Origin of the sequence: Stenotrophomonas sp. RS-48 (genome assembly GCF_030053245.1) — a bacterium.
Lineage (GTDB): Bacteria > Pseudomonadota > Gammaproteobacteria > Xanthomonadales > Xanthomonadaceae > Stenotrophomonas > Stenotrophomonas maltophilia_P.
Genome location: NZ_JASGBV010000036.1, coordinates 1 through 22,321, shown reverse-complemented (window position 1 = coordinate 22,321; position 22,321 = coordinate 1). Strand labels below are relative to the sequence as shown.

Annotated in this window: 19 protein-coding genes; 9 read left to right on the top strand and 10 right to left on the bottom strand. The window is 65.7% G+C overall.

Annotated elements, in window-relative coordinates; genetic code table 11:
• The first annotated feature begins 188 nt into the window (after positions 1–188).
• Positions 189–2,099, top strand: a complete 1,911-nt coding sequence (locus tag QMZ25_RS07785; RefSeq protein WP_065182748.1) for a CocE/NonD family hydrolase — start codon at positions 189–191, stop codon at positions 2,097–2,099.
• Positions 2,100–2,194: 95 nt separating this feature from the next.
• Here QMZ25_RS07785 and QMZ25_RS07780 read toward each other — a convergent pair whose 3' ends face one another.
• On the bottom strand, positions 2,195–3,286 hold the full coding sequence (locus tag QMZ25_RS07780) for an alkene reductase (protein WP_053517643.1): 1,092 nt from the start codon (positions 3,284–3,286) through the stop codon (positions 2,195–2,197).
• Between the two features lie 172 nt (positions 3,287–3,458).
• Here QMZ25_RS07780 and QMZ25_RS07775 point away from each other — a divergent pair, with 172 nt between their 5' ends.
• The 7 genes from QMZ25_RS07775 to QMZ25_RS07745 all read left to right on the top strand — a co-directional run bounded on the left by QMZ25_RS07775 (position 3,459) and on the right by QMZ25_RS07745 (position 11,340).
• Complete coding sequence (locus QMZ25_RS07775) at positions 3,459–4,217, top strand: SDR family NAD(P)-dependent oxidoreductase (RefSeq protein ID WP_197601436.1); 759 nt, start codon at positions 3,459–3,461, stop codon at positions 4,215–4,217.
• A 127-nt stretch (positions 4,218–4,344) separates the two neighbouring features.
• The gene (locus QMZ25_RS07770) at positions 4,345–4,794 is read left to right on the top strand and encodes an MgtC/SapB family protein (RefSeq protein ID WP_053517640.1); all 450 of its coding nucleotides are present in this window, start codon (positions 4,345–4,347) and stop codon (positions 4,792–4,794) included.
• Between the two features lie 215 nt (positions 4,795–5,009).
• Positions 5,010–6,668, top strand: a complete 1,659-nt coding sequence (gene lldP, locus QMZ25_RS07765) for an L-lactate permease (protein WP_065182750.1) — start codon at positions 5,010–5,012, stop codon at positions 6,666–6,668.
• Positions 6,669–6,738: 70 nt separating this feature from the next.
• A complete protein-coding gene (gene lldR, locus QMZ25_RS07760) occupies positions 6,739–7,503 on the top strand; it encodes a transcriptional regulator LldR (protein WP_053517636.1) in 765 nt (254 codons plus the stop codon).
• Between the two features lie 4 nt (positions 7,504–7,507).
• Complete coding sequence (lldD, locus tag QMZ25_RS07755) at positions 7,508–8,647, top strand: FMN-dependent L-lactate dehydrogenase LldD (RefSeq protein ID WP_283219403.1); 1,140 nt, start codon at positions 7,508–7,510, stop codon at positions 8,645–8,647.
• Entirely contained in the window at positions 8,644–10,344 is a 1,701-nt protein-coding gene (dld, locus tag QMZ25_RS07750) for a D-lactate dehydrogenase (protein WP_283219402.1), read from the top strand. The genes lldD and dld overlap by 4 nt, the downstream gene beginning before the upstream one ends.
• A gap of 111 nt (positions 10,345–10,455) precedes the next feature.
• A complete protein-coding gene (locus tag QMZ25_RS07745) occupies positions 10,456–11,340 on the top strand; it encodes a hypothetical protein (protein WP_283219401.1) in 885 nt (294 codons plus the stop codon).
• Between the two features lie 116 nt (positions 11,341–11,456).
• Here QMZ25_RS07745 and QMZ25_RS07740 read toward each other — a convergent pair whose 3' ends face one another.
• From QMZ25_RS07740 to tssJ, 9 genes are all read right to left on the bottom strand, one after another.
• Positions 11,457–11,762 carry an I78 family peptidase inhibitor gene (locus QMZ25_RS07740; protein ID WP_053517630.1) on the bottom strand — a complete coding sequence of 102 codons (306 nt, stop codon included), beginning with the start codon at positions 11,760–11,762 and terminating at the stop codon, positions 11,457–11,459.
• A 225-nt stretch (positions 11,763–11,987) separates the two neighbouring features.
• Positions 11,988–12,557, bottom strand: a complete 570-nt coding sequence (locus QMZ25_RS07735; RefSeq protein ID WP_283219400.1) for a hypothetical protein — start codon at positions 12,555–12,557, stop codon at positions 11,988–11,990.
• Positions 12,554–13,138, bottom strand: a complete 585-nt coding sequence (locus QMZ25_RS07730) for a hypothetical protein (protein ID WP_180877001.1) — start codon at positions 13,136–13,138, stop codon at positions 12,554–12,556. Before QMZ25_RS07730 ends, QMZ25_RS07735 begins: the two co-directional genes overlap by 4 nt.
• A 133-nt stretch (positions 13,139–13,271) precedes the next feature.
• Entirely contained in the window at positions 13,272–15,155 is a 1,884-nt protein-coding gene (locus tag QMZ25_RS07725; RefSeq protein ID WP_053517626.1) for a TIGR02594 family protein, read from the bottom strand.
• Positions 15,156–15,166: 11 nt separating this feature from the next.
• Entirely contained in the window at positions 15,167–15,679 is a 513-nt protein-coding gene (locus QMZ25_RS07720) for a hypothetical protein (protein ID WP_053517625.1), read from the bottom strand.
• Positions 15,676–18,543, bottom strand: coding sequence for a type VI secretion system Vgr family protein (locus tag QMZ25_RS07715; RefSeq protein ID WP_283219399.1), 2,868 nt, complete (start codon positions 18,541–18,543; stop codon positions 15,676–15,678). The genes QMZ25_RS07720 and QMZ25_RS07715 overlap by 4 nt, the downstream gene beginning before the upstream one ends.
• Before the next feature lie 10 nt (positions 18,544–18,553).
• On the bottom strand, positions 18,554–19,348 hold the full coding sequence (icmH, locus tag QMZ25_RS07710) for a type IVB secretion system protein IcmH/DotU (RefSeq protein WP_181452092.1): 795 nt from the start codon (positions 19,346–19,348) through the stop codon (positions 18,554–18,556).
• On the bottom strand, positions 19,345–20,679 hold the full coding sequence (gene tssK, locus QMZ25_RS07705) for a type VI secretion system baseplate subunit TssK (RefSeq protein ID WP_053517623.1): 1,335 nt from the start codon (positions 20,677–20,679) through the stop codon (positions 19,345–19,347). Before tssK ends, icmH begins: the two co-directional genes overlap by 4 nt.
• 216 nt (positions 20,680–20,895) lie before the next feature.
• Positions 20,896–21,519: a type VI secretion system lipoprotein TssJ gene (gene tssJ / locus QMZ25_RS07700; RefSeq protein ID WP_053517622.1), complete on the bottom strand. Its 624-nt coding sequence runs from the start codon at positions 21,517–21,519 to the stop codon at positions 20,896–20,898.
• A gap of 253 nt (positions 21,520–21,772) precedes the next feature.
• Here tssJ and QMZ25_RS07695 point away from each other — a divergent pair.
• The coding region (locus QMZ25_RS07695) for a tetratricopeptide repeat protein (protein WP_283219398.1) at positions 21,773–22,321 on the top strand (549 nt) is incomplete at its 3' end.

The window sequence follows — 22,321 nt, the reverse complement described above, 5'->3', positions numbered from 1 at the left end:
CATGGCCCGGCGCTACCCCATGACCCGCACGAGCGGTAGCGCCGGGCCATGCCCGGCGAGCGCAGCGGCAGCATAGGCACATGTGCCATCAGTCCTGCCCGCATCCGCCGCAGAATGCAAAGCCGTCACACCCTTCACAGGGCAGGGCAGGAGTAGGCTTGGAACTTTCCCGCCGGAAGGGGTTGTCCATGCGTGTGCGTGCCGTTGCAATAGCCATCGCCCTTTGCCTGTCCAGCAGCGTGCTGGCTGCCGATACTCCGCCGATGACCCCGGACATCAGCGGCAAGCCTTTCGTTGCCCCGGATGTGGGGCGCGACTACGACAAGCGCGTGGTGATGGTGCCGATGCGTGATGGCACCAGGCTGTATACGGTGATCGTGGTACCCAAGGGCGCCCGTAACGCGCCGATCCTGCTGACCCGCACGCCCTACGATGCTGCCGGCCGCGCCAACCGCAGTGACTCGCCGCGCATGCGCGACCTGCTGCCACAGGGCGACGAGGTGTTCGTCGACAGCGGTTACATCCGCGTATTCCAGGACATCCGTGGCAAGTACGGCTCCGAAGGCGATTACGTGATGACCCGGCCGCTGCGCGGGCCGTTGAACAACACCAAGGTGGATCACTCCACCGACGCCTGGGACACCATCGACTGGCTGGTGAAGCACGTGCCCGAGAGCAACGGCAAGGTCGGCATGCTGGGCTCGTCCTATGAAGGTTTCACCGTGGTGATGGCGTTGACCGATCCGCATCCGGCGTTGAAGGTGGCGGCACCACAGAGCCCGATGGTCGATGGCTGGATGGGCGACGACTGGCTCAACTACGGTGCCTTCCGCCAGGTCAACTTCAACTACTTCGCGATGCAGACCGAGAAGCGCGGCAAGGGCACGCCGCTGCCGAGCCTGGGCTATGACGACTACAGCACTTTCCTGCGCATCGGCTCGGCTGGCGACTACGCCCGTTTCACCGGCGTGGACCAGCTGACCTGGTGGAAGAAGCTGGTCGAGCACCCGGCGTATGACGCCTTCTGGCAGGGCCAGGCGCTGGATGCGGTGATGGCCAAGACGCCGTTGAAGGTGCCGACCCTGTGGTTGCAGGGCCTGTGGGACCAGGAGGACATGTGGGGTGCCAACCACGCCTACCAGGCGATGGAAGGGCGCGACAGCGGCAACGACCGCAACTATCTGGTGATGGGGCCATGGCGGCACAGCCAGGTGAACTACAGCGCCAGCGAACTGGGCGCGCTGAAGTTCGACGGCGATACCGCGCTGCAGTTCCGCCGCGATGTGCTCAAGCCGTTCTTCGACCAGTACCTGGTGGACGGCGCGCCGAAGGCGGACACACCGCCGGTGCTGATCTACAACACCGGTGAAAACCACTGGGATCGCCTGAAGGGCTGGCCGCGCAGCTGCGATCAGGGGTGCGCCGCCAGCAGCAAACCGCTTTATCTGCGTGCCGGCGGCAAGCTGGCGTTCCAGGCGCCGGCGGCGGGCGAGGGCGACTTCGAGGAATACGTGTCCGACCCGGCCAAGCCGGTGCCGTTCGTACCGCGCCCGGTGCGCTTCGGTGACCGCGACATGTGGACGACCTGGCTGGTCAAGGATCAGCGCTTCGTCGATGGCCGACCTGACGTGCTGACCTTCATCACCGAACCGCTGGCCGCGCCACTGCGCATCGGCGGCGCGCCGGTAGTGCACCTGCAGGCGTCCACCAGCGGCACCGACAGCGACTGGGTGGTGAAGCTGATCGATGTGTATCCGGACCAGGAGGCCTCGGCGCCGGAGATGGGCGGCTATGAGCTGCCGGTGTCACTGGCGATCTTCCGTGGCCGCTACCGCGAAAGCTTCAGCGATCCGAAACCGCTGGCGGCGAACCAGGTGCTGCCCTACCGCTTCGACCTGCCCAACGCCAACCACACCTTCCAGAAGGGGCACCGGGTCATGGTGCAGGTGCAGTCGAGCCTGTTCCCGCTGTATGACCGCAACCCGCAGACCTATGTGCCGAACATCTACCTGGCCAAGCCGGGCGACTACCAGAAGGCCACGCAGCGGGTCTGGCACAGCGCGGCGCAGGCCAGCTACATCGATCTGCCGGTGTACTGAAACGGGGCGGGCAACGCCGGGCGTGGCCCGGCGCCACCTTCCATGGGCAACGTCGGGCCATGCCCGGTCGCGGTGGACCGGGCTTGCACCTGTCGTCAGGCATCCAGTGCCGGGTAGTCGATGTAGCCGTGTTCGCCACCGCCATACAACGTGGCCGGGTCGAGCTCGGCCAACGGCGCACCGCTGCGCAGTCGCGCGACCAGATCCGGGTTGGCGATGAAGGGCCGACCAAACGCGATCATGTCGGCATAGCCGCTGGCAAGGGCCTGCCCGGCACGCTCAGCGTCGTATCCGTTGTTGGCGATCCAGGCGCCACGGAAGCGTGCGCGCAGCGCAGGGTAGTCGAACGGTATGTTGTCCCGATCGCCGCCGGTTGCACCTTCGATGACATGGATGAAGGCCAGTCCGTCGATCGTGTCCAGGCGCTCCACTGCACGGTTGAACAGCGGTTGCGGGTTGCTGTCATGGGCATCATTGACCGGGGTGACCGGTGACAGGCGCACGCCGGTGCGGCCGGCGCCGATTGCTTCGGCGACCGCGCTGACCACCTCGAACAGCAGCCGCGTACGATTCTCGATGCTTCCACCGTAGGCATCGTCCCGATGGTTGCTGCCATCGCGCAGGAACTGGTCGATCAGGTAGCCGTTGGCTGCATGTACCTCGACGCCATCGAAGCCTGCGGCAATGGCATTGCGCGCGGCGACGCGGTAATCCTCGATGAGTTGCGGGATCTCCTCCAGCGCCAATGCGCGCGGCGCGGAGACATCCTCGAATCCATTGGCGGTGAAGGTCTTGCCGTTGGCGCGGAGGGCGCTGGGTGCCACCGGCACTTCGCCTTCCGGCAGCAGGCTGGTGTGGGAGATGCGACCCACATGCCACAGCTGCAGCACGATGCGGCCACCTTCGGCGTGTACCGCGTCGGTGATGGATTTCCACGCAGCGACCTGCTCGGCGCTGTAGATACCCGGCGTATCAAGGTAGCCCTGGCCCAGAGGGCTGATCTGGGTGGCTTCTGCAATGATCAGGCCGGCACTGGCACGTTGGCGGTAATAGGTGATCGCCAGCGGAGAAGGGACGCGGTCGGGCAGGGCGCGGTTGCGCGTCAGCGGTGCCATGGCGATGCGGTTCGCGGCAGCGATGTCACCCAGGTGAGTGGGCGTGAACAGCAGGGCGTCAGCGGGATTCATTGGAGTTTCCACAGCAGGGGAGGGTGAGGTCGAGCATACGGTCGAACGCGTCGCAGCGATGGGAAGGTTCGTTGCAGCGCCTGGAAGTGGCGCGGCCGTAACACGGCGGGGCGTACCGTGGGTCGCGGGTGGACGCGTGTCCACATCGATTCCCGATAGATGGAGAACACAGATGATCGACTATCAGCTCGGCGGCAAGACGGCGATCGTGACCGGTGGCGTTTCCGGCATCGGCCTGGCCGTGGCCGAACTGCTGGCAGCGTCCGGTGCTGCGGTGTCAGTGTGGGATCTGAAGCAGGACGCGGTGGACGCCACCGTGGAAGCGCTGGCCCGGCGTGGCAGCCGCGCCATCGGCATCGCCTTGGATGTCACGGATGAGGCTGCCGTGGAGGCGGCGGTGCAGCGCACAGTGAAGGAGCTGGGCGGGCTGCACGTCGCGGTCAACAACGCCGGCATCAGCGGTCCGGCGGCGAGCAGCGGCGACTATCCCGTCGATGGCTGGAAGCGGGTGGTCGATGTGAATCTGACCAGTGTATTCCTGTGCCAGCGCGCGCAGATCCAGGCCATGCGCGCGGCCGGGAAGGGCGGGAGCATCATCAACATGGCCTCGATCCTGGGCCAGGTGGGCTATGCCGGTTCGACCGCGTACGTGGCAGCCAAGCATGGTGTGGTCGGCCTGACGCAGACCGCGGCGTGGGAGCATGCCGCCGATGGCATCCGTGTCAATGCGGTGGGGCCGGGCTTCATCGCCACGCCGCTGCTGGAGAAGATGGATCCGAAGGTGCGCGCCACGCTGGAAGACCGCCACGCGTTGAAGCGCCTGGGCAAGGCCGAGGAAGTGGCGGCGCTGGTGGCCTGGCTGGCCAGCGATGATGCCTCGTTCGCGACCGGCACCTATTACGCGATCGATGGCGGTTATCTGGCGCAGTGATGCGGTGACCGCAGGGACGGTGGTGCCGGGCATGGCCCGGCGCTACCGGGTGAACGGGCCGTGGTGCGGCCTTCACCGCGATCCGACGGCTGACGCGCAACGCTCCGGGAAACTCCCGGAGACGTCGATGGAACTCAACCAGGATGTATCGATCCTGCTGCGCGTGGCCGCCGCGATGCTGTTCGGTGGCGTGCTCGGTATCGAGCGCGAGATGGGCAAGCATGCGGCGGGCCTGCGCACGCACATGATGATTGCCGGCGCCGCAGCGCTCATCGTGGGGCTCGGCGATTCCGTGGCCGAGCATTTCCAGCAGGAGCGCTACCGCGACCTGCTGCAGGTCGACCCGGTGCGCCTGATCGAAGCGGTGGTGGCCTGCGTCGGCTTCGTTGCCGCAGGCACCATCCTGCGTGGCAGCCGCGAGGACCAGGTCAGCGGGCTGACCACGGCCAGTTCGCTGGTGATGGCCGCCGCCATCGGGATTGCGGTGGGCATCGGCAAGTACGTCATTGCCCTTGGTGTGAGCGTGCTGTGCCTGCTGGTGCTGGCGGTGATGCGACGGTTGGCGGACAGGCTCTAGCGGGGCAGCACCTTCGAGCTTCTGTCATGTGGCGCTTTATTGGTAATACCAATATGTCCGGTAACTCTATGGTCTAATAGGCTCTTCGTCGAAATGGCGGTTCAATCGGCTTCAAGTGGTCCGATGAATCTGATTATTGGTAATACCAATAATCGTGACCACGGCGTCCCATCGCATGCGGTGGGGAAACATTCCGCCCCCCGTCGAGAGCCTCCATGCAGCCCTGGCAACACCTGTACGACCCCGCCGGCAACCTGTGGTTGTCCAGCCTGATCGCGTTGCTGCCGATCGCGTTCTTCTTCGTTGCCCTGGCCGTGCTGCGCATGAAAGGCTGGCTGGCCGGCACGATCACCGTGGCCATCGCACTGGCCGTGGCCCTGCTGTTCTACCGCATGCCGCTGACCCAGGCGTTGGGAGCGGCCGGCTTCGGTTTCGTCTACGGGCTGTGGCCGATCGCCTGGATCATCATCGGCGCGGTGTTCCTGTACAAGGTCTCGGTCAAGACCGGGCAGTTCGACATCATCCGCGCTTCGATCCTGTCGGTGACCGAAGACCAGCGCCTGCAGATGCTGATGGTCGGCTTCGCCTTCGGTGCCTTCCTGGAAGGTGCGGCGGGGTTTGGCGCGCCGGTGGCGATCACCGCAGCGCTGCTGGTCGGGCTGGGCTTCAAGCCGCTGTATGCAGCGGGGCTGTGCCTGATCGTCAATACCGCGCCGGTGGCATTCGGTGCGATGGGCATTCCGATCATCGTGGCGGGACAGGTCACCGGGCTGGAGGCCTTCGAGATCGGCCAGATGGCCGGTCGCCAGCTGCCGTTCCTGACCATCATCGTGCTGTTCTGGATCATGGCGATCATGGATGGCTGGCGTGGCGTCAGGGAAACCTGGCCGGCTGTGCTGGTGGCCGGCGGGTCGTTCGCCATTGCCCAGTACCTGACTTCCAACTTCATCGGGCCGGAGCTGCCGGACATCACCGCGTCGCTGGCGTCGCTGGTGTGCCTGACCCTGTTCCTGCGCCGCTGGAAGCCGGTACGGATCTTCCGCTTCGATACCGAAACCAGCGCCGAGGCGGCCGCCCAGGCGCTGGAAGCGCCGCGCTACAGCGTTGGCCAGATCGCCAAGGCGTGGTCGCCGTTTCTGATCCTTACCGCGATGGTCACGCTGTGGAGCATCAAGCCGTTCAAGTCGCTGTTCGCGGCGGGTGGTCCGCTGGAAAGCTGGGTGCTGAAGATCCCGGTGCCGGGCCTGGACCAGATGGTGCAGAAGATGCCACCGATCGTGCCTGCGCCGTTGAGCTACGAGGCGGTCTATAAATTCGACGCGTTCTCGGCCACCGGCACGTCGATCATCCTCGCCGCAGTGATTGCCATCATCGCCCTGCGCATGCCGGCCAAGGCGGCGCTGCAGACCTTCGGCGAGACCGTGCGCGAGCTGCGCACACCGATCTACTCGATCGGCATGGTGCTGGCCTTCGCCTTCATCGCCAACTATTCGGGCCTGTCGGCCACGCTGGCGCTGGCGCTGGCCCACACCGGCAAGGCATTCACCTTCTTCTCGCCGTTCCTGGGCTGGCTGGGCGTGTTCCTGACCGGCTCGGACACGTCCTCCAACGCGCTGTTTTCGGCCTTGCAGGCCACCACTGCGCAGCAGATCGGCGTGTCCGAGGTGCTGCTGGTGGCGGCCAACACCACCGGCGGCGTCACCGGCAAGATGATCTCGCCGCAGTCGATTGCCATCGCCTGCGCCGCGGTCGGCCTGGCCGGCAAGGAATCGGACCTGTTCCGCTTCACTGTCAAGCACAGTCTGATCTTCACCGTGATGGTCGGCCTGATCACCACCGCGCAGGCGTACTGGCTGACCTGGATGATTCCCTGAGCATGCAGCCGACGACCTATCCGCGCAGCATGGGCCGCACCTGCCAGGCGCTTCGGGCCACAATGGCGCCATGAGCACGCAACGGATTTCAGACAAGGTGGCCGCGCAGCTGCGTGGTCTGGTGCAGGAGCGGCAGCTGCAGCCGGGTGACCGGCTTCCGGCCGAGCGCGCACTGGCGGTGCAGCTGGGTGTCTCGCGCACGGCGCTGCGCGAGGCCATCGCGCAGTTGTCCAGCCAGGGCCTGCTGAGCGCACGCGTGGGCGGCGGCACCTACGTGGCGGAGCCGGCCACGCGCGCGCGGCAGGCGCTGGATGAACCCCTGGCTCCGTACCTGCCGTTGTTCCAGGGCGATCCGGAATACCGCTTCGACGTGCTGGAGATCCGTCACGCGCTGGAAGGCGCGACGGCCTGGCATGCAGCGCTGCGTGCCACCGACGAGGATCGGGCGCGCATCGCCCAGGCCTTCCAGACCATGATGGATGCGCATGGCAAGGATGATCCTTCAGGCGAGGCGGAGGCCGATGCGGCCTTCCACCTGTCCATCGCCGAAGCGTCGCACAACCTGGTGCTGCTGCAGGTGATGCGTGGCCTGTTCGATCTGCTGCAGACCAACATCTCGCAGAGCCGCGAAAAGCTCTACACCTCGGCCAGAACATTTTCGCCGTTGTCCGACCAGCACCGCGAGATGATGGATGCAGTGCTGGCCGGCGATCCCGAACGCGCGCGCGCCGCTGCGCATGCCCACCTCGAGTTCGTGCACACCACGCTGCGCACGCTCGACGACAACGAAGCCCGGCGCGCGCGGGCCTCGCGCCTGCCTTCCCCACACGGTTGACCCCATGATCATCTCCGCCTCCACCGATTACCGTGCTGCTGCCGAACGCCGGCTGCCGCCGTTCCTGTTCCACTACATCGATGGCGGCGCGTATGCCGAGCACACGCTGAAGCGCAACGTTTCGGATCTGTCCGACATCGCACTGCGCCAGCGCGTCCTGCGCAACATGTCCGATCTGAGCCTGGAGACCGAGCTGTTTGGCCAGACGCTGGCGATGCCGGTGGCACTGGCACCCGTCGGCCTCACCGGCATGTATGCACGCCGCGGTGAAGTACAGGCGGCGCGGGCAGCTGACAGCCGCGGCATTCCGTTCACCCTGTCCACCGTGTCGGTGTGCCCGATCGAGGAAGTGGCCCCGGCGATCCAGCGGTCGATGTGGTTCCAGCTGTACGTGCTGCGCGATCGCGGCTTCATGCGCAACGCCCTGGAGCGCGCCCAGGCGGCGGGCGTTACGACGCTGGTGTTCACCGTGGACATGCCGGTACCGGGTGCGCGCTATCGAGACGCGCACTCCGGCATGAGCGGTCCGAATGCTCCGCTGCGCCGCATCGGCCAGGCCATCACCCATCCGCGCTGGGCCTGGGACGTGGGTCTGTTCGGACGTCCGCACGATCTCGGCAACATCTCCACCTATCGCGGCAATCCCACCGGGCTGGAGGACTATATCGGCTGGCTGGGCAGCAACTTCGATCCATCCATTTCGTGGAAGGACCTGGAGTGGATCCGCGAGTTCTGGAAGGGACCGATGGTGATCAAGGGCATCCTCGACCCGGAAGACGCACGCGACGCGGTTGCATTCGGTGCCGACGGCATCGTGGTCTCCAATCACGGAGGGCGCCAGCTCGATGGCGTGCTGTCCACCGCACGCGCGCTGCCGGCCATCGCTGACGCGGTGCAGGGCGACCTGAAGATCCTCGCCGATTCCGGCATCCGCACCGGACTGGACGTGGTGCGCATGCTGGCGCTGGGCGCTGACACCGTGCTGCTGGGGCGTGCCTTCGTCTATGCGCTCGCGGCGCAGGGTGAGGCCGGCGTGGCCAACCTGCTGGACCTGATCGCCAGGGAGATGCGCGTGGCAATGACGCTGACCGGCGCACACCGCATTACCGACATCGGCCGAGATTCACTGGTGCGGCTGCCATGACTGGCCACGGGGCCATGCTGTCGCAGCTGCGTGCTGCTGTCGGCAGCCGCCATGTGCTGACCCGCGACAAGGCGACCCGCCGCTTCCGCCGGGGCTATCGCTTCGGCGACGGCGCGGTGCTGGCCGTGGTGCGTCCGGGCACGTTGCTGGAATTGTGGCGTGTGCTGCAGGCGGCGGTGCAGGGTGGGGCAGCGATCATCCTGCAGGCCGCCAATACCGGCCTGACCGGCGGCTCGACCCCGGATGGCAATGATTATGGGCGCCCGGTCGTGCTGGTCAGCACCCTGCGCCTGACCGGCATCCAGTTGTTGAACGAAGGCCGCCAGGTGGTGTGTCTGCCGGGCGCCACCCTGGACCGGCTGGAGCAGACGCTGGCGCCGCTGGGGCGCGAGCCGCATTCGGTGATCGGCTCGTCCTGCATCGGCGCTTCGGTGCTGGGCGGCATCTGCAACAACTCCGGCGGTGCGCTGGTGCGGCGTGGCCCCGCTTATACCGAGCTGGCGCTATATGCGCAGGTCGATGCGCAGGGCCGGTTGCAGCTGGTCAACCACCTGGGCATCGCGCTGGGCGATACGCCCGAGCAGATCCTGCAGCGCTTGCAGGCCGGTGACTACGATGCCGCCGATGTCAGCGACGGCGACGGCCGTTCCGCGTCCGACCCGCGCTACGCCGACGAGGTGCGCAGGGTCGATGCCGATACACCGGCGCGCTTCAATGCCGATCCCGGTCGTCACTACGAAGCGGCGGGTTCAGCCGGCAAACTGGCGGTGTTCGCGGTGCGCCTGGATACGTTTGAGAAGGAGCCCGCCGAGGTCTTCTACATCGGCAGTAACCGTACCGGGAGTTTCACCGCCATCCGCCGCCAACTGCTGACCGGCTTCGATTGCCTGCCGATTGCCGGTGAGTACATCCACCGAGACGCCTACGATATCGGCGAGCGCTATGGAAAGGACACATTCCTGCTGATCGACCGGCTCGGGACCGCACGGGTGCCCGCGGCATTCGCACTGAAGAGCAGGGTTGACGGCTGGTTCGAGCGGCTGGGCCTGCGCGGCGTGACCGACCGGGTAATGCAGGTGCTGACCGGCCTGTTGCCCTCGCACCTGCCCCAGCGCATGGGCGAGTTCCGGCAGCGTTACGAGCATCATCTGCTGCTGAAGGTCTCCGCACAGGATGCAGCCGAGACCGAGGCCTGGTTGCAGCAATTCTTCGCCGAGCACGAAGGCGGCTATTTCCACTGCACGGCCGAAGAAGGGCGCAAGGCCTTCCTGCATCGTTTTGCCGTGGCCGGTGCTGCCGTGCGCTATCGCGAGGTGCATCGCCAACAGGTGCAGGACATCGTCGCGCTCGACATCGCATTGCGTCGCGACGACGCAGACTGGTTCGAGCAGCTGCCCGCCGCCATCGAAAGTCGCCTGCTGCACAAACTGTACTACGGCCACTTCCTGTGCCACGTGTTCCACCAGGACTACATCGCACGCAAGGGCGAAGATCCGATGGCGATCGAGCACGCGATGTGGGCACTGCTCGACCGGCGCGGGGCCGAGTATCCGGCCGAGCACAACGTTGGCCACCTGTACCCGGCCAAGCCGGCGCTGGCTGGGTTCTACCGACAGTTGGACCCGAGCAACACCTTCAACCCGGGCATCGGGCAGACTTCGAAGGCCAAGGGCTGGGGTGGCTGCGACTGCGGATGATGTAGACCCGAGCCCGTGCTCGGCTGCATTTCCCGGCAGGCAGCAGTCGAGCATGGCTCGACTCTACCCGGGCAACGGTTACCATCGGAATTCCAGCCGCAGGAGCCGCCCATGCCCCCCATCGTTGTCCGCACGACCACGTGTGCTGCACTGCTGGCCGCCCCGATGCTGGTGTTGGCGCAGGGCTCGATCCTGCCACAGCAGCGCGATGCCGCCGGCAATGTGATGGAGCCGCTGGGGCAGGTGCTGATCACCCGGGAGGCAGGCCCGGCAGGACTTTATGAGTGCACCCGGGACGGCAACTGGTGCGTACGCGTGCAACCGGTGGCCGAAGAGGGGAAGCGGCCCACCGTGCTGGAAGTGCTTGAGAAGGTGCCGGGCCAGGGCAAGCCGCACAGCTACCACGTCCGCATTGACGTGCCGCAGGAAAGCGAACTGAAGCTGTGGCCGTGGATCGTACGCCTGGCACCCGGTGTCGGCGCGGATGAGGACGTGATTGACCCGCAGCCGCGTGCCCGCCAGAACGTACTGGTAGGCGCCACGGTCACCTTCAGCATGATGTACTCCGGCGGTGGGGCAGACGCATCGACGCTGCAGCTGGCACGCGTGCGCCACCTGCAGGATGGTATCCAGGTGGACGATGATGTGCTGACCGTGCCGTGGGTGGGCAACGCGATGATCCGTGCCTGCTTCAGCGAGCAGGACATCAGGCAGCGTGCCGGTGCCTGCCACGATGAGTATGGATTCTCGGCAAAGCTGGGGCTGGATCCGGCAGTGCAGGGCATGCCGGTGCTTCGTTACCAGACGGTGGCGACCCGCTTCCCCGCAGGTGCATCGCGTTTCGGGGATTCGCTGGCGAAGGGGCCGTTGAAGACGAAGGACCTGCGCACCGAGCAGGATCCCGCGTGCAGCTATTCGCGTCTTTTCCGTTTCAGTGAGGGCCGTTTTCACCCCGACCAGCCACTGCCGGATTGTGCGGGCTATACCGAACCCTGAGCCCTGTCACGCTGGTCCATGCCCGACGCGCGTTCTGTGTAGAGCCGAGCCCACGCTCGGCTGCTGTTCAGTGGCAGCCGAGCGTGGGCTCGGCTCTACAGAAGCCCGCGCGGTGGTTACTCGCAGCGGGCTGCGGTGATGATGTTGTCCTTGTCCATGTAGACGCGCAGGCGATCCGGACGGATATCCTTGGTGGTAATCGTGGTCGGGCCGATCGGGTTGACCAGGCCGGCGCCGCTCTCACGCGACAGACGACGCATGTTCTCCTCATTGCCCGGCTGGCCGATTGCCCAGCCAAGCTGGCTGGCGTCGCAGCGGCCGGTGCCCTTCACCTCCGGCCCAGGCGTACTGACACAGGCGGCGAGCAGCATCGGCGTGGCGACTGCGGCCAGTGCAAGGCCGACGGAACGGAAACGGGTCATGAGCGGCGCTCCTGCGAGATGGTGGCGCCACCATAGCACCCTGCCCGTGGCGACGGCATGCGTTGGATCAAAGGAGGGGGCTCGGGAGCACTGGCACTGACGAAGTTGGCACGTTCTGGCGGTGACCCTTCACGCCTGCGGAGCGCATGGAGCGCGTCTGCACGTTGCGAGTCAACCCAGCATCATCCTGGCATTCGGCCTATCGGTTTCGCGTCGCATCTGTCGCTATTCACTGCAGACCTGGATCAGGTCAATGCCGGCTGGACCGCGATAGCGCATCGTCGCCGGGTCGAACTGCAGCTGGATCTTCCCGGTACGGATGGTGTCATTCTGCCCAGTCGGACAGTCCCGTGTCGCGTCCAGTGCTGGCCAGGCAGCATGCGGCGCGACAGGGGCCGTCAATGTCGTGAACCTGCCCTCCAACAGACGGATATAGGTTCCATCCGCACACTGGGCAAGGATAAGTCTATCGGTGACATCGACATCGCCGTAGCTGCTGCCGAAGTAGGTGAGGATCGCGTCCTCGCGCCCGTCGTTGTTGAGATCGGGCGTGTCGTTCAAGAAGGTCTTTCCCTGCTGACCGCTGTATGGGCAGTCCTCGTCATTCCCCGGTGGACATGCGCTGACGCGCTTCCCCTCCACCGGTACCAGTTCGATCCTGTCATCGATGGCGGTTGCACACGCGCGTTGCAGCGAGCCGGGCGGCGGAGTGCGCGCGATGGCGACGTCCGCGGCAGCGGAGAGCGCCAGCAGCAGGAGAGCCTGATGCAGGCGCTGCCATCGTGACGACGTCACGGTGAACTTCCGCGCTTGATCGCCTCCCACACCTTGTCTACGTGCGCGCGAAGCACGGGCGCAGCCGAAGCCAGCGCGGGATCGTCCTGCCGGTCGCCGCCGAAGGGTTCATCGCCTTCCACCTCCACCAGCGATTCACCACGTACTTCGTAATACTGCTCGCCCTGGCGAAGCCCAATGCGCAGCTGCTGCGGATCGACGCCGCCACCGCAGAAGCTGTGGCTGGCCAGCGTCAACTCGGCGCGGCCATCCTTGTCCAGGTCCGTTGCAGTCACCTGGTCCAGGAAGTAGCCGGCCTCCAGATCCAGACCTTCGCATTGAACCGGATCTTCCACGCTCCACCGCGAGGCCCAAGGAGCCGCTTGTCCGGCGCGCCGGAACAGCTCCGCACGCAACGTGATCTGATCCATCGCCTCTTCATCGCCCTGCGCCGGCACTGTCTGCTCGCTGCGCGAAAGAAGCAGCAGGCCCGGCCCGTCGATGTCATTGAACACCACTTGCTTCAGCAGCGTGCCCGAGTAGAGGTCTTTCAGTTCCGCATCTGCCAGTGCGGGCAACAGCTCCAGTCGAGCAGCGGGCACGGCCTCAACCTGCCCGGCAAGTGCGTGTGCATTCGTTGCGGCATCGTCTGCTGCATCTGCAACCGGTGAGGACGGCGCACCGCAGCCGACTGCACCGAGTGCAAGCACGGCCAGCACGGCAAGTCGCAGCTGATCAGCGCGTATTGTCGCCAGCCTTTTTGGCCACGACAATGCCGAGCGCCGCGTTGAGGTCCGTGGCTGCCAGTTCATCGAGTTTGGTTTCCTTGAGTTCCTTCTGCGCGAATGGCAGATAGCTTTTCGGCACGTAGTAACGCAGCGTTGCAGGGTTGAAGCGGACAAAATTGATCTGGTCGCTCTGGTTGCCACCCAGCAACACAGGTCGACCGCGGTCCATGGCGTAGACGAACCCTACGTGCGACGTACCGACCAGGGCGACCGCGCCAAACACCGGTTCGTCGATCTGGCTGAAGCGCGTGGTGTCGGCGGCGAACGAACGCGCACGGTACGGGTGTGGAGATGATATAGCGTATCCGGCCGTGCGAAGGCACCAGTTCACGAACGATGCGCACCAAGCGTTGGAGCTTCCGGCCAGCGTAGTGAACTGCTTCCCGTAGCCGAGTTCGGAATGGAAGTTGATGGTGCGGCTGATCTCAGCCTCTTTCTTGCCCGCCCATTTGCGCGCCTGCGCATAGGCGTGCTCCACCCAAGGTGCGCGCTTCTGCGAAAACGGAATGATTGCGATTGGGTGGCCTTCGCCCTCGCGACTTCGGGTATCCCGTGCCTGTACTGACGCCGGCGGCCGCACAGCAGCAGCAGGTGTTTCCGGCGGAGGCTTCACCAGCGAGGGCCGATCAGACGTTTGCGGATTCCCGCTGTTGCCCGCTCGCCCGGAAGACCCGGCCGCTGACGGGGGCACGGCTTCGACCCCAACAGGCAGCGTGATTTTCTGGCCAGGGTTGATTCGATTGGCATTGCTGATCGACGGATTGGCGGCCATCAGCGCATCGACGCTGGTGTGATGGCGGTCTGCAATTCGGCTCAGCGTGTCGCCGGAGCGAACGCTGTAGCTGGCTTGACGTGACCTTGTTGGAGTCGCCGGGGCGCCGTCGTTGGCTGCGTCAGCCGGCGCCTTTCCGTAGATCCAAACCACATGACCGGGATAGATGCGGTTCCGGTTGCGGATATGGTTGTTGCTCACCAGATCGTCAACTGAGGTCTTGAACCTGCTGGCGATCGAGGCGAGAGTGTCGCCTGGCTGCACCACGTAGCGCAGCGGTGTGCGCTTCTCCTTGCTGGGCTGCGTTGGAGTGTGTGGTTGCGAATTCCCGCCGACCGTCATCATGTTGCGCGCAAATACCAGGGACGCTGAGGCCTGCTGAAGCGCAAACTGGCCGATTCGGCTTCCAATCTTGCCTGATTCCTCAAGGAAGAGCTCTATCACTTCTCCTGGCTGGCGGGTGATGAATGTCGGCAGCGCCCCGTGCTCATTGGTGGTGACCTTCTTCTCGCCCGTATTGCTGCTACGCACGATCACGGGCGTTGCCGGCATCGGTCGGGCGCCGTCAGACAAGGTGACCTGCGTGGCGTGCACGATCCGTTCCTTGCGTGTCTCAGGCTTTGCATTGAAGCCCTCATATTGCTCCATCGCAGCGATCATGCCGTTGAACTGCTCATCGGTCATGTCCTTGATGACCGTCTGGTCGGTGGCACCAGATCGCTTGCGCACGTATGCCAGATAGGCCGCTGTGTCGTTTTCCGATTCCGGCGCATAGGTATGCATGGCGTTGTACAACGTCATGTCGTTGTACTTGCGGCGCAGCAGTGCGCGCTTCTCGGCGCGGCCATCCTCGGCCGTAGGAAAAATGGCGAACTTGCCGCTCTTCGTATCGGCCTGGCCGATCATCTTGGCGTACTTTCCGCCTGGACGCAGGTTGCCGGGGTTGTTGAGCAGCCAAGCCAGCGAGCCGCCACTGCGGATGAGCTTGTCACCGTTGTCGGCGGTGAACTCCACAGTGCGCGTATCCTTGTTGAAAACCGCGCTGATGTAGGTAGGCATTCCGTGTCGTCCTATCGGGGCGTCAGCGTGCTCAGGGCCTGTGCGACATCAACGCCCTGGGGCAGACGGCGGGTGGAATCGAGCACCAGTACCCAGCGCTCCTCGTCGGGCTGCTGCTTGAGAAGGTAGCGTTTCAGCTCGACGGCAGCGTCGTCGTCGTATGGCGTGTCCTTGAAGGACAACTCAGCGATGTAGAGGACCACCTTGCCCGCCTCGACCCGCACACGCGCGTCGCGGAGCGGGAAGTCAGCCGTGGCCGTGGCCTTTACGAGGAAATCCACCGGCGGCGCATCGTTGCGTGGGAGCAGCGGAAGCTGGTTCCACACGGCTTCGTTGGCAATCGGACGGTACTGGAAGCTGTAAACATGGAAACTGTGGGCATTGGAATGACTGACATACCCGGAATTCACGCGCAACGTACCTTGAGCGGTCTTGATGTCAGTGCTGCCGGTCGAATACTGCTGCGCATTGGCGGAGGGGCCCATGCACAATGCGAGCAGCAGCAGGAAGTGTCGGATGATCATGTTGATGACGGGGGTTCGTTGAGCAGTTCCAGGATCTGTTCGGGCGTCAGGGCGCCGGTCGCATCGGCCGCGTCCAGGTTCCCGAGGAAGGGGTCGCTGCCGTCGCTGTCGGGTGTGTCGCCGTCATTCTCGGGTGGGCGGCCCGGCGCCGACACCAACATTTCCCAGGTGTCATCGCCAACCTCCAAGGTCAGCGGCCGACCCAGGCCATCGGCCATCACGCGGGGCAACCGACCGTCCTCACCGATGGTTCCGCTGGCGACCTGTTCGCCTTCGTTGTTGAAGATGCGGTAGGCCTTGTCCTTCCACCCCATTTCCGTGGCCAGTACATCGGCGCCTTCCAGCGCGAAGCGCAGGCTTTCCTTGAACGAGTACAGCCCACTGGGAAGTACCGGCATGGACGGCGCATCACTTCCCCCCCCCATGAACGGATGCTCGCCCGCCTTCACCTTGAACTCGCCCGGGCAGCTGAACGTGATGTTGCCGCCCTCCAGGGTGATCGCGCTGCTGCCGGCCTGCAGCACCACTTTGCTCTGCGCCAGCACATCGATGCGGTCATCGGTGGCGGTGATGGTCAGTGCCTGGTCGCTCAGCAGCTCCAGTTCGCCATCGTTGGCCTGCAGGCTGACCGGGCCCTGGGCGGCGATCACCCGCAGCGGGCCGCTCTGCGCGAACAGTGAGACGTGCTCGCCGGACACCGTGGCGATGGTCTCGCCTGCGCTGATGTGCAGATCCTGCTGCACCGTCATCTGCAGGTTCTGCCCGGCGTAGGCCACCGCGCTGGCTGGCGTGGTCCAGGCAATGTGGTGCGGTGCTTCGGCCAGCAGCAGCGGCTTGGCCAGACGCTCCACCGGCTGGTCACCCGGGCTGCGGCCATCGCCGCCCGGCTTCATCGCGCTTTGTCCGTTGACCTCGCCTTCGTAGCGTCCCTGTGCCTGCGGATCGATCTGCTCGCGCAGCTGCTTTGTGCGCTCGAACTCGGCCAGTCCGGGCACCTGCTGCTGGGCCAGGGTCTGCTGCATCTGCTCCAGGCTGCGCTCGGCGCCCTTGAGCTGCGCCACCACGCTGGCGTTGTCCATGACCGTGGAAGCGGCCCGCTCCTGCGCGCTGGCGGACAGCAGCAGGCCTTCGGCCGCATGCACGTTGCCCCAGCCCTGCGTGGCCAACTCGAAGCCCTCGCCGCGCAGGGCGCCGCGGGCGGTGTTCTGGTGCGCGATCAGGTAGCCCAGCTCCAGCCGGCTGTCGGCCAGCGAGCTGTGCAGGCGCGTACGCAGCTGGCCCGGCGTGTCATCAATCACCCATTGCTGGGTGCCGCTGCCGTCATGGGCCTGGGTGTGCAGGCCGCTGAGTACGCCGGGATGGCGCGCGTTCTCATCGATGCCGCCGCCGAAGGGTGGGGCGACCTCACCGTTGTAGAGCTGGCCGGTGACGCGCGGCTGGTCGATGTCACCGTGCAGGAATTCCACCAGCACTTCGCTGCCGATGCGCGGCAGGAAGGCCGTGCCCCAGTTCGGGCCGGCCACCCATTCGGCCACCGACACCCAGCTGCCGCTGGTGTGGTCGCCGGGCGCATGGCCGGTCTGGGCGCTGCCGGTGTCGGTCAGACCGCCCGGATTGGGCTGGCTGCCGCGCTGCCAGCCGAACTGGATGCGCACCTGGTGTTCGCGGTTCGGGCTGACGGCCGCATTGGCCACACCCACCACGCGTGCGGTCTGCGGGCCATGCAGGGTGGGGCGGTCCTGCGGCAGGGCGCGCAGCGGCACTCCGGCGCCGGTGGCGAGGAAGGCGTTGCGGTAGGCGCCGCGCTCCAGATCGGTACTGCCGAGCAGCTCGGCGATGCCCTGGCCCAGATTGTTGACGGCGACATGCTGCACGGCCAGCAGCTGGAAGCACTGGCCCTCATGCTGCGGATGCTGGGCCAGGCTGAAGGTGCTGCCTGCGGCCAGCTGGCGCTCGCTGCCGCTGCCGCTGTACAGCACCTGGCCAACGCGCAGTGCGTCCAGCCGCGCCTGCGCTTCGGCGTCGGCCCAGGCGGGCTGGGCGAAGCGACCAGCACGCGGCTGCACATAGACCTCCAGCGCGGGCAGGGTGCCGGCATCGGCACTGGACTGCGCCGCCACGGCGTTGACCTGTTCGCTGTGCCAGCTGGCGACGGTACTGGCGTTGGGCACCAGCTGCTGGCGTTCGGCGAAGGCAGTGATGCCATCGCTGCTCTCGGCCATGTCGGCGCGATGGAAACGCACGCGGCCCACATCGGGCAGTTCGGCGCCGGGCTCGAACACCACCAGGGTGTGGGCGGCATCGCCCTCCTGCGCCTGCTCGATGCGCCAGGCCAGGCCAGCCTCGGACAGCAGGCGGGTGACGAAGGCCCAGTCGGTTTCGCGGTACTGGGTGGTGATCGCGCGGGCCGGCAACTGGGCCTGCACGTCGAAGCGGAAGGCGGCCTGCGGGTAGTCGGCGAAGATCTGCTCGCAGATCGCGCGGGTGTCCTGGTCCTGGAAAATCACTGCGTTGCGGCGAAGGCGCAGCAGGGCGGTCCAGGGTTCGAGGGTGAGCCGGTAGCGGGCCAGCCCGCCGTCGCTTCCCAGCTGCGCCGCCTCGGTGCACAGCCCGTGCCACTGCCGCAGCGCGCCATCGGCCTGGCGCAGCTGCAGGGTCAGCGGCTGCTCCAGCCACGGCTCCAGTTCCAGGAACGCATCGGTGGCCAGGCAGTCGATCTGCAGGCGGTTGTCACCGCACACCGATTCGGTGCCTTCAAACCGCTCGACCACAAGGCCCTCGTCAGGGCCCTTGAGCTGGATCAGGCGATCCCGATGCGACAGCGAGGCGAGGGAAGCAAGCAGCGTGGAGCGCGAGATGTCCATATCGTCAGGCTCATGGGAGGGTGATCGTAATGTGGGCGGTGCGCTCGGGCATCTGCACCACGTCGTTGTAGGCGGCCAGCTGCTGACGGGTTTCGTGTCCGAGGTAGGCGCGCATGCCGAAGAACGCGACGATGCCGAAGCAGCCGACAACCACGGCCGGCAGCCACAGCGGCACGACCCGGCGCAGGCCATGGCGCACGTTGTCGGGCGGCAGCGCGTGCGGGGCGAAGCCGTGGCGCTTGCCCTTCAGGTAGACGATCTCGTCACCCAGGCGCGCGGTCAGATAGCCCAGCTTCTCGGTGCCTTCGATACGGTACTTGCCCTCGAAGCCCATCAGCAGGCAGTAGTGATAGACCTCCAGCGACGGCAGGCGCGCCGCGCCCTGGCGGCGCAGTTCTTCCAGCCGGTCGAAGAAGTGCTCGCCGGCGAGGTGCTCGCCGAACAGGCGCAACTGCAGCGGATTGCGTTCCCAGGTTTCGTGCAGCGGCGACGGCTGCGACAGGATCGCCTCATCCACCGCGGCGCAGAACGCGTATTTGGCGGCGTAGACATCTTCGGACGCCACGCCAAGCCGCATCGCGTTGCGTTCGACGCCATCGAGGAACTTCTGCACCGTCTGCACGAAGCCCTCTGCGTCGTGCGGCAACTGGCCACGCTTGAGCAGAAGCAGCAGGTAGAAGCCGTCGGACATCAGATCCTGCAGGCTCTGCGGATTAGCCGCCTGCGGCGTCGGATTGACCATCGCGCCATTGGCGGTCAGCGACGGCATCGGGCCCGGGGTCGGGGGCAGGGGGGAATTCATCATGAGGTCACCGCCACAAGTTCCATCTTCAGCTCGGCAATGCCGGCCGGCACATAGATCATCACCGACTGCGCCTTGAGCATGCGCTCATACAGCGCACCGCGCGAATCAAATTCGAAGTAATGGCTGCCCGGGCGCACCGGGATCGCTGCCGGCACCTGCGCGGCGTGGGTAAGCTTCACGCCTGGCAGTGCGGACAGCACGCACTTCTCGACGTCGTCCGGCGCGCCGACCTTGAAGCGCACCGGGACGCTCTGGATCAGCTCCTGCGCCGGCAGCGAGGCGGAGACGGACAGGTAGAACGAGGCGTTCCCGTCGATCCGCTGCGAGTCCAGCCGACCGAGGTGGTAGGACGGCTTGACCTCGTTCAGCGCGATCTTGAAGTAGCGCGTGGAGATCACCGTATCCAGCAGTGCCCGCACGATCTCCAGCAGCTTGCGGAACGAAGCTTCCGGCTGGTCGTGGCGGTACACCGGCAGGTCGCCCAGCTGGTAGGCGTTGGAGAAGGTCAGCAGTGCGCCCGCCATGCGCAGCAGTTCCTGGTGCAGGCGCTCGGGATGCAGCTGCGGATGATGCAGCAGATGGGCCAGCGCGCTGAAGGAACTGTTGATCGTATGCAGCAGCCAGAACGACGCGATGTCGCCCGAGCGGAATTCGATGATGTTCTGCGACGTCTGCCGATGCAGCCCGTACAGCGCATCGACCTTGGCCTGCAGCGCATCGAGCACCGCACGCAGTTCACGATGCAGGAATGGCGAGGCCTGCAGCTGCGCGCAGGGCGGGATGAACTCATCGTCCAGCTCGAAGCCGCCGCTGGAGGTGCGGCGCACACGCGCCACCGGCACGGTGGCATAGGCATCACGGGGCTGGTCGTCGGTAAGCAGCTTCACCGCCTTGCTCAGGTAGGCCAGTTCGGCCTCCACCGCATCGGTGAACAGGTCCTGCGTATCGCGGTTGGCCTGCCGATAGCGCGCAAGCACGGTGCCTTCCGCATCGGTGCAGTTGGCGCCGTCATCGCGCAGCAGCGGAAGTGCCAGGTAGATCACCGTGGACTGCACGCCAGGCGGCAGATCCTGCAGCGACACCGCGTCCGGCAGGCTGTCGTGGGCGGGGGCATCGTAGGTTTCGCCATCGGGAAACACCGCCGACAGATCGAGCGGCCTCAACGTGCCGCCGGACAAGGCATGGGGGTCGAAACGCACGCGGCGCGCGCCCCACGCGTACGGGTGCAGCGTCTGCGAAAGATCCTGCAGCCGTGCCTCGTGATACGCGTCCTGGCGCTGGAAATGCTGGGGCCGCAGGAACAGCCCTTCACCCCAGAGAACCTTCGACATCCTGCTTACATAAGCCACATTCAATCCTTGGAAATACCTTGAAAGGTTGCCCCTTGGGGGGCCGGTTCCGCCGTCCTCGCGTTCCGCTGCGGCGAAGGCCCTGCCTTGCAATGTGAAAGTGTGAATCACATCGCACATTGATTGCGGCGGGGCAAACGTTGCGCGGAAGATACTATCGCATTGCGGCAATTTGAGTGCCAGAATTCCGACGCGGTCCTATTTCGCGCCTGCACAGCGGATCGAGGCAAGACTGCCCGGATCGCCGGAAAGTCGTGTGAGCAGGGCCTTGCTGTCGCTGGTCAGGGCACAGGCGTGGACACCGATGGTCACACCGTCCTGCGGCAGGGTCTTGCCCTTGGTGTCGAACGCGAGCCGCCAGCGGTTCTCGGCGGGGGCGCGGAACAGGGCGACCACGCCCAGCACTGCACTTCCTTCACTCAGCTGCTCGGACAATTCCTGCCGGGCCCCAGGGGTCAGCACCACCTCATTGACCGACAGCAGGTCGGCACCGAGGGCGGCCTGCTCTCCGGCCTGGTCCAGGAATGCGTTGAAGGGCGCCTGTTCGAACCGTTGCAGGCTGCGCAGGTGGTAGACCTTGACCACCGCCGCGCTCGCCCGCTTGTCGTTGCCGGCATTGAGGTTGGTGCCGGCATACAGGCGCAATGGGACGGTCGGTGGCGCTTTCGGCTTTTCCTCGCGGATGCCGACGGCCTGCAGCGTCTTGTCCATCGCTTTCCCGAGCTTGCTGTCGCTGGCGCAACCGGCAAGGGAACCCGAAACAATGAAGGAGAAAATCGTGACGGATATCACGCGGCGAAATGAGGAGAGTTGCGCATTCATCTGGAGTCGGCGGGCTCGAAGGGCGGGGTGAAAGTCACGTATGCAACGGATTTCGCTCGCGGATATCACATTGGAATGTGAAGAATGTGTCTATCAAAACCGCCACATTCTTGACGAAATTCACTATACCGATGCGTATTCGCGAATGTACACTGCCGCCGACAGGGGCAGGAATCCCGTGCGGTGTATCGGCGGCGATTCGGCTTCCTTTAGGAACTAATTTCGACGAGGGATCACTATGGAAGTGAAGGCAATGGGGAAGGCTGTCTACCGGCCGATGTTCGCGCTGATGTTGCTGTCGGGCCTGGCGGCCTGCTCATCGGCACCGAAGAAGGCCGAGGTCGTGCCGTTCGAAACGACGCTGAGCAATGCCGAAGCACAGGTCACCACCGGTGGCGCGGATGCCGCCATCAGCGCATTCGAGGAAGCGGCGAAGGCCGATCCGACGCGCAAGGAGCCGTGGGTGCGCATCGCTCAGCTGCAGTTCGACCAGGGCCAGTATGCCCGCGCCATTGTGGCTGCCGAGGAAGTGCTGCAGCGCGATCCCAGCGATCTGGTCGCCGATGGCGTGATCACGGTGGCCGGTTTCCGCATTGCCAACCAGTCGCTGACCCGCCTGCAGGGGCGCGGCGCGCTGGCTTCCGATACTGCCCGCAAGGAAGCGCAGACCCTGGCCACCACCCTGCGCAACACCATGGGTGATGCCATTCTCGATCCGGCGCCCAAGCCGAAGCCGCGCAGCCGCGCCCGTGCCGGCCGTGCCGCCGCGCCCGCCGCTGCCGCACAGCCCGCTGCACAGCCG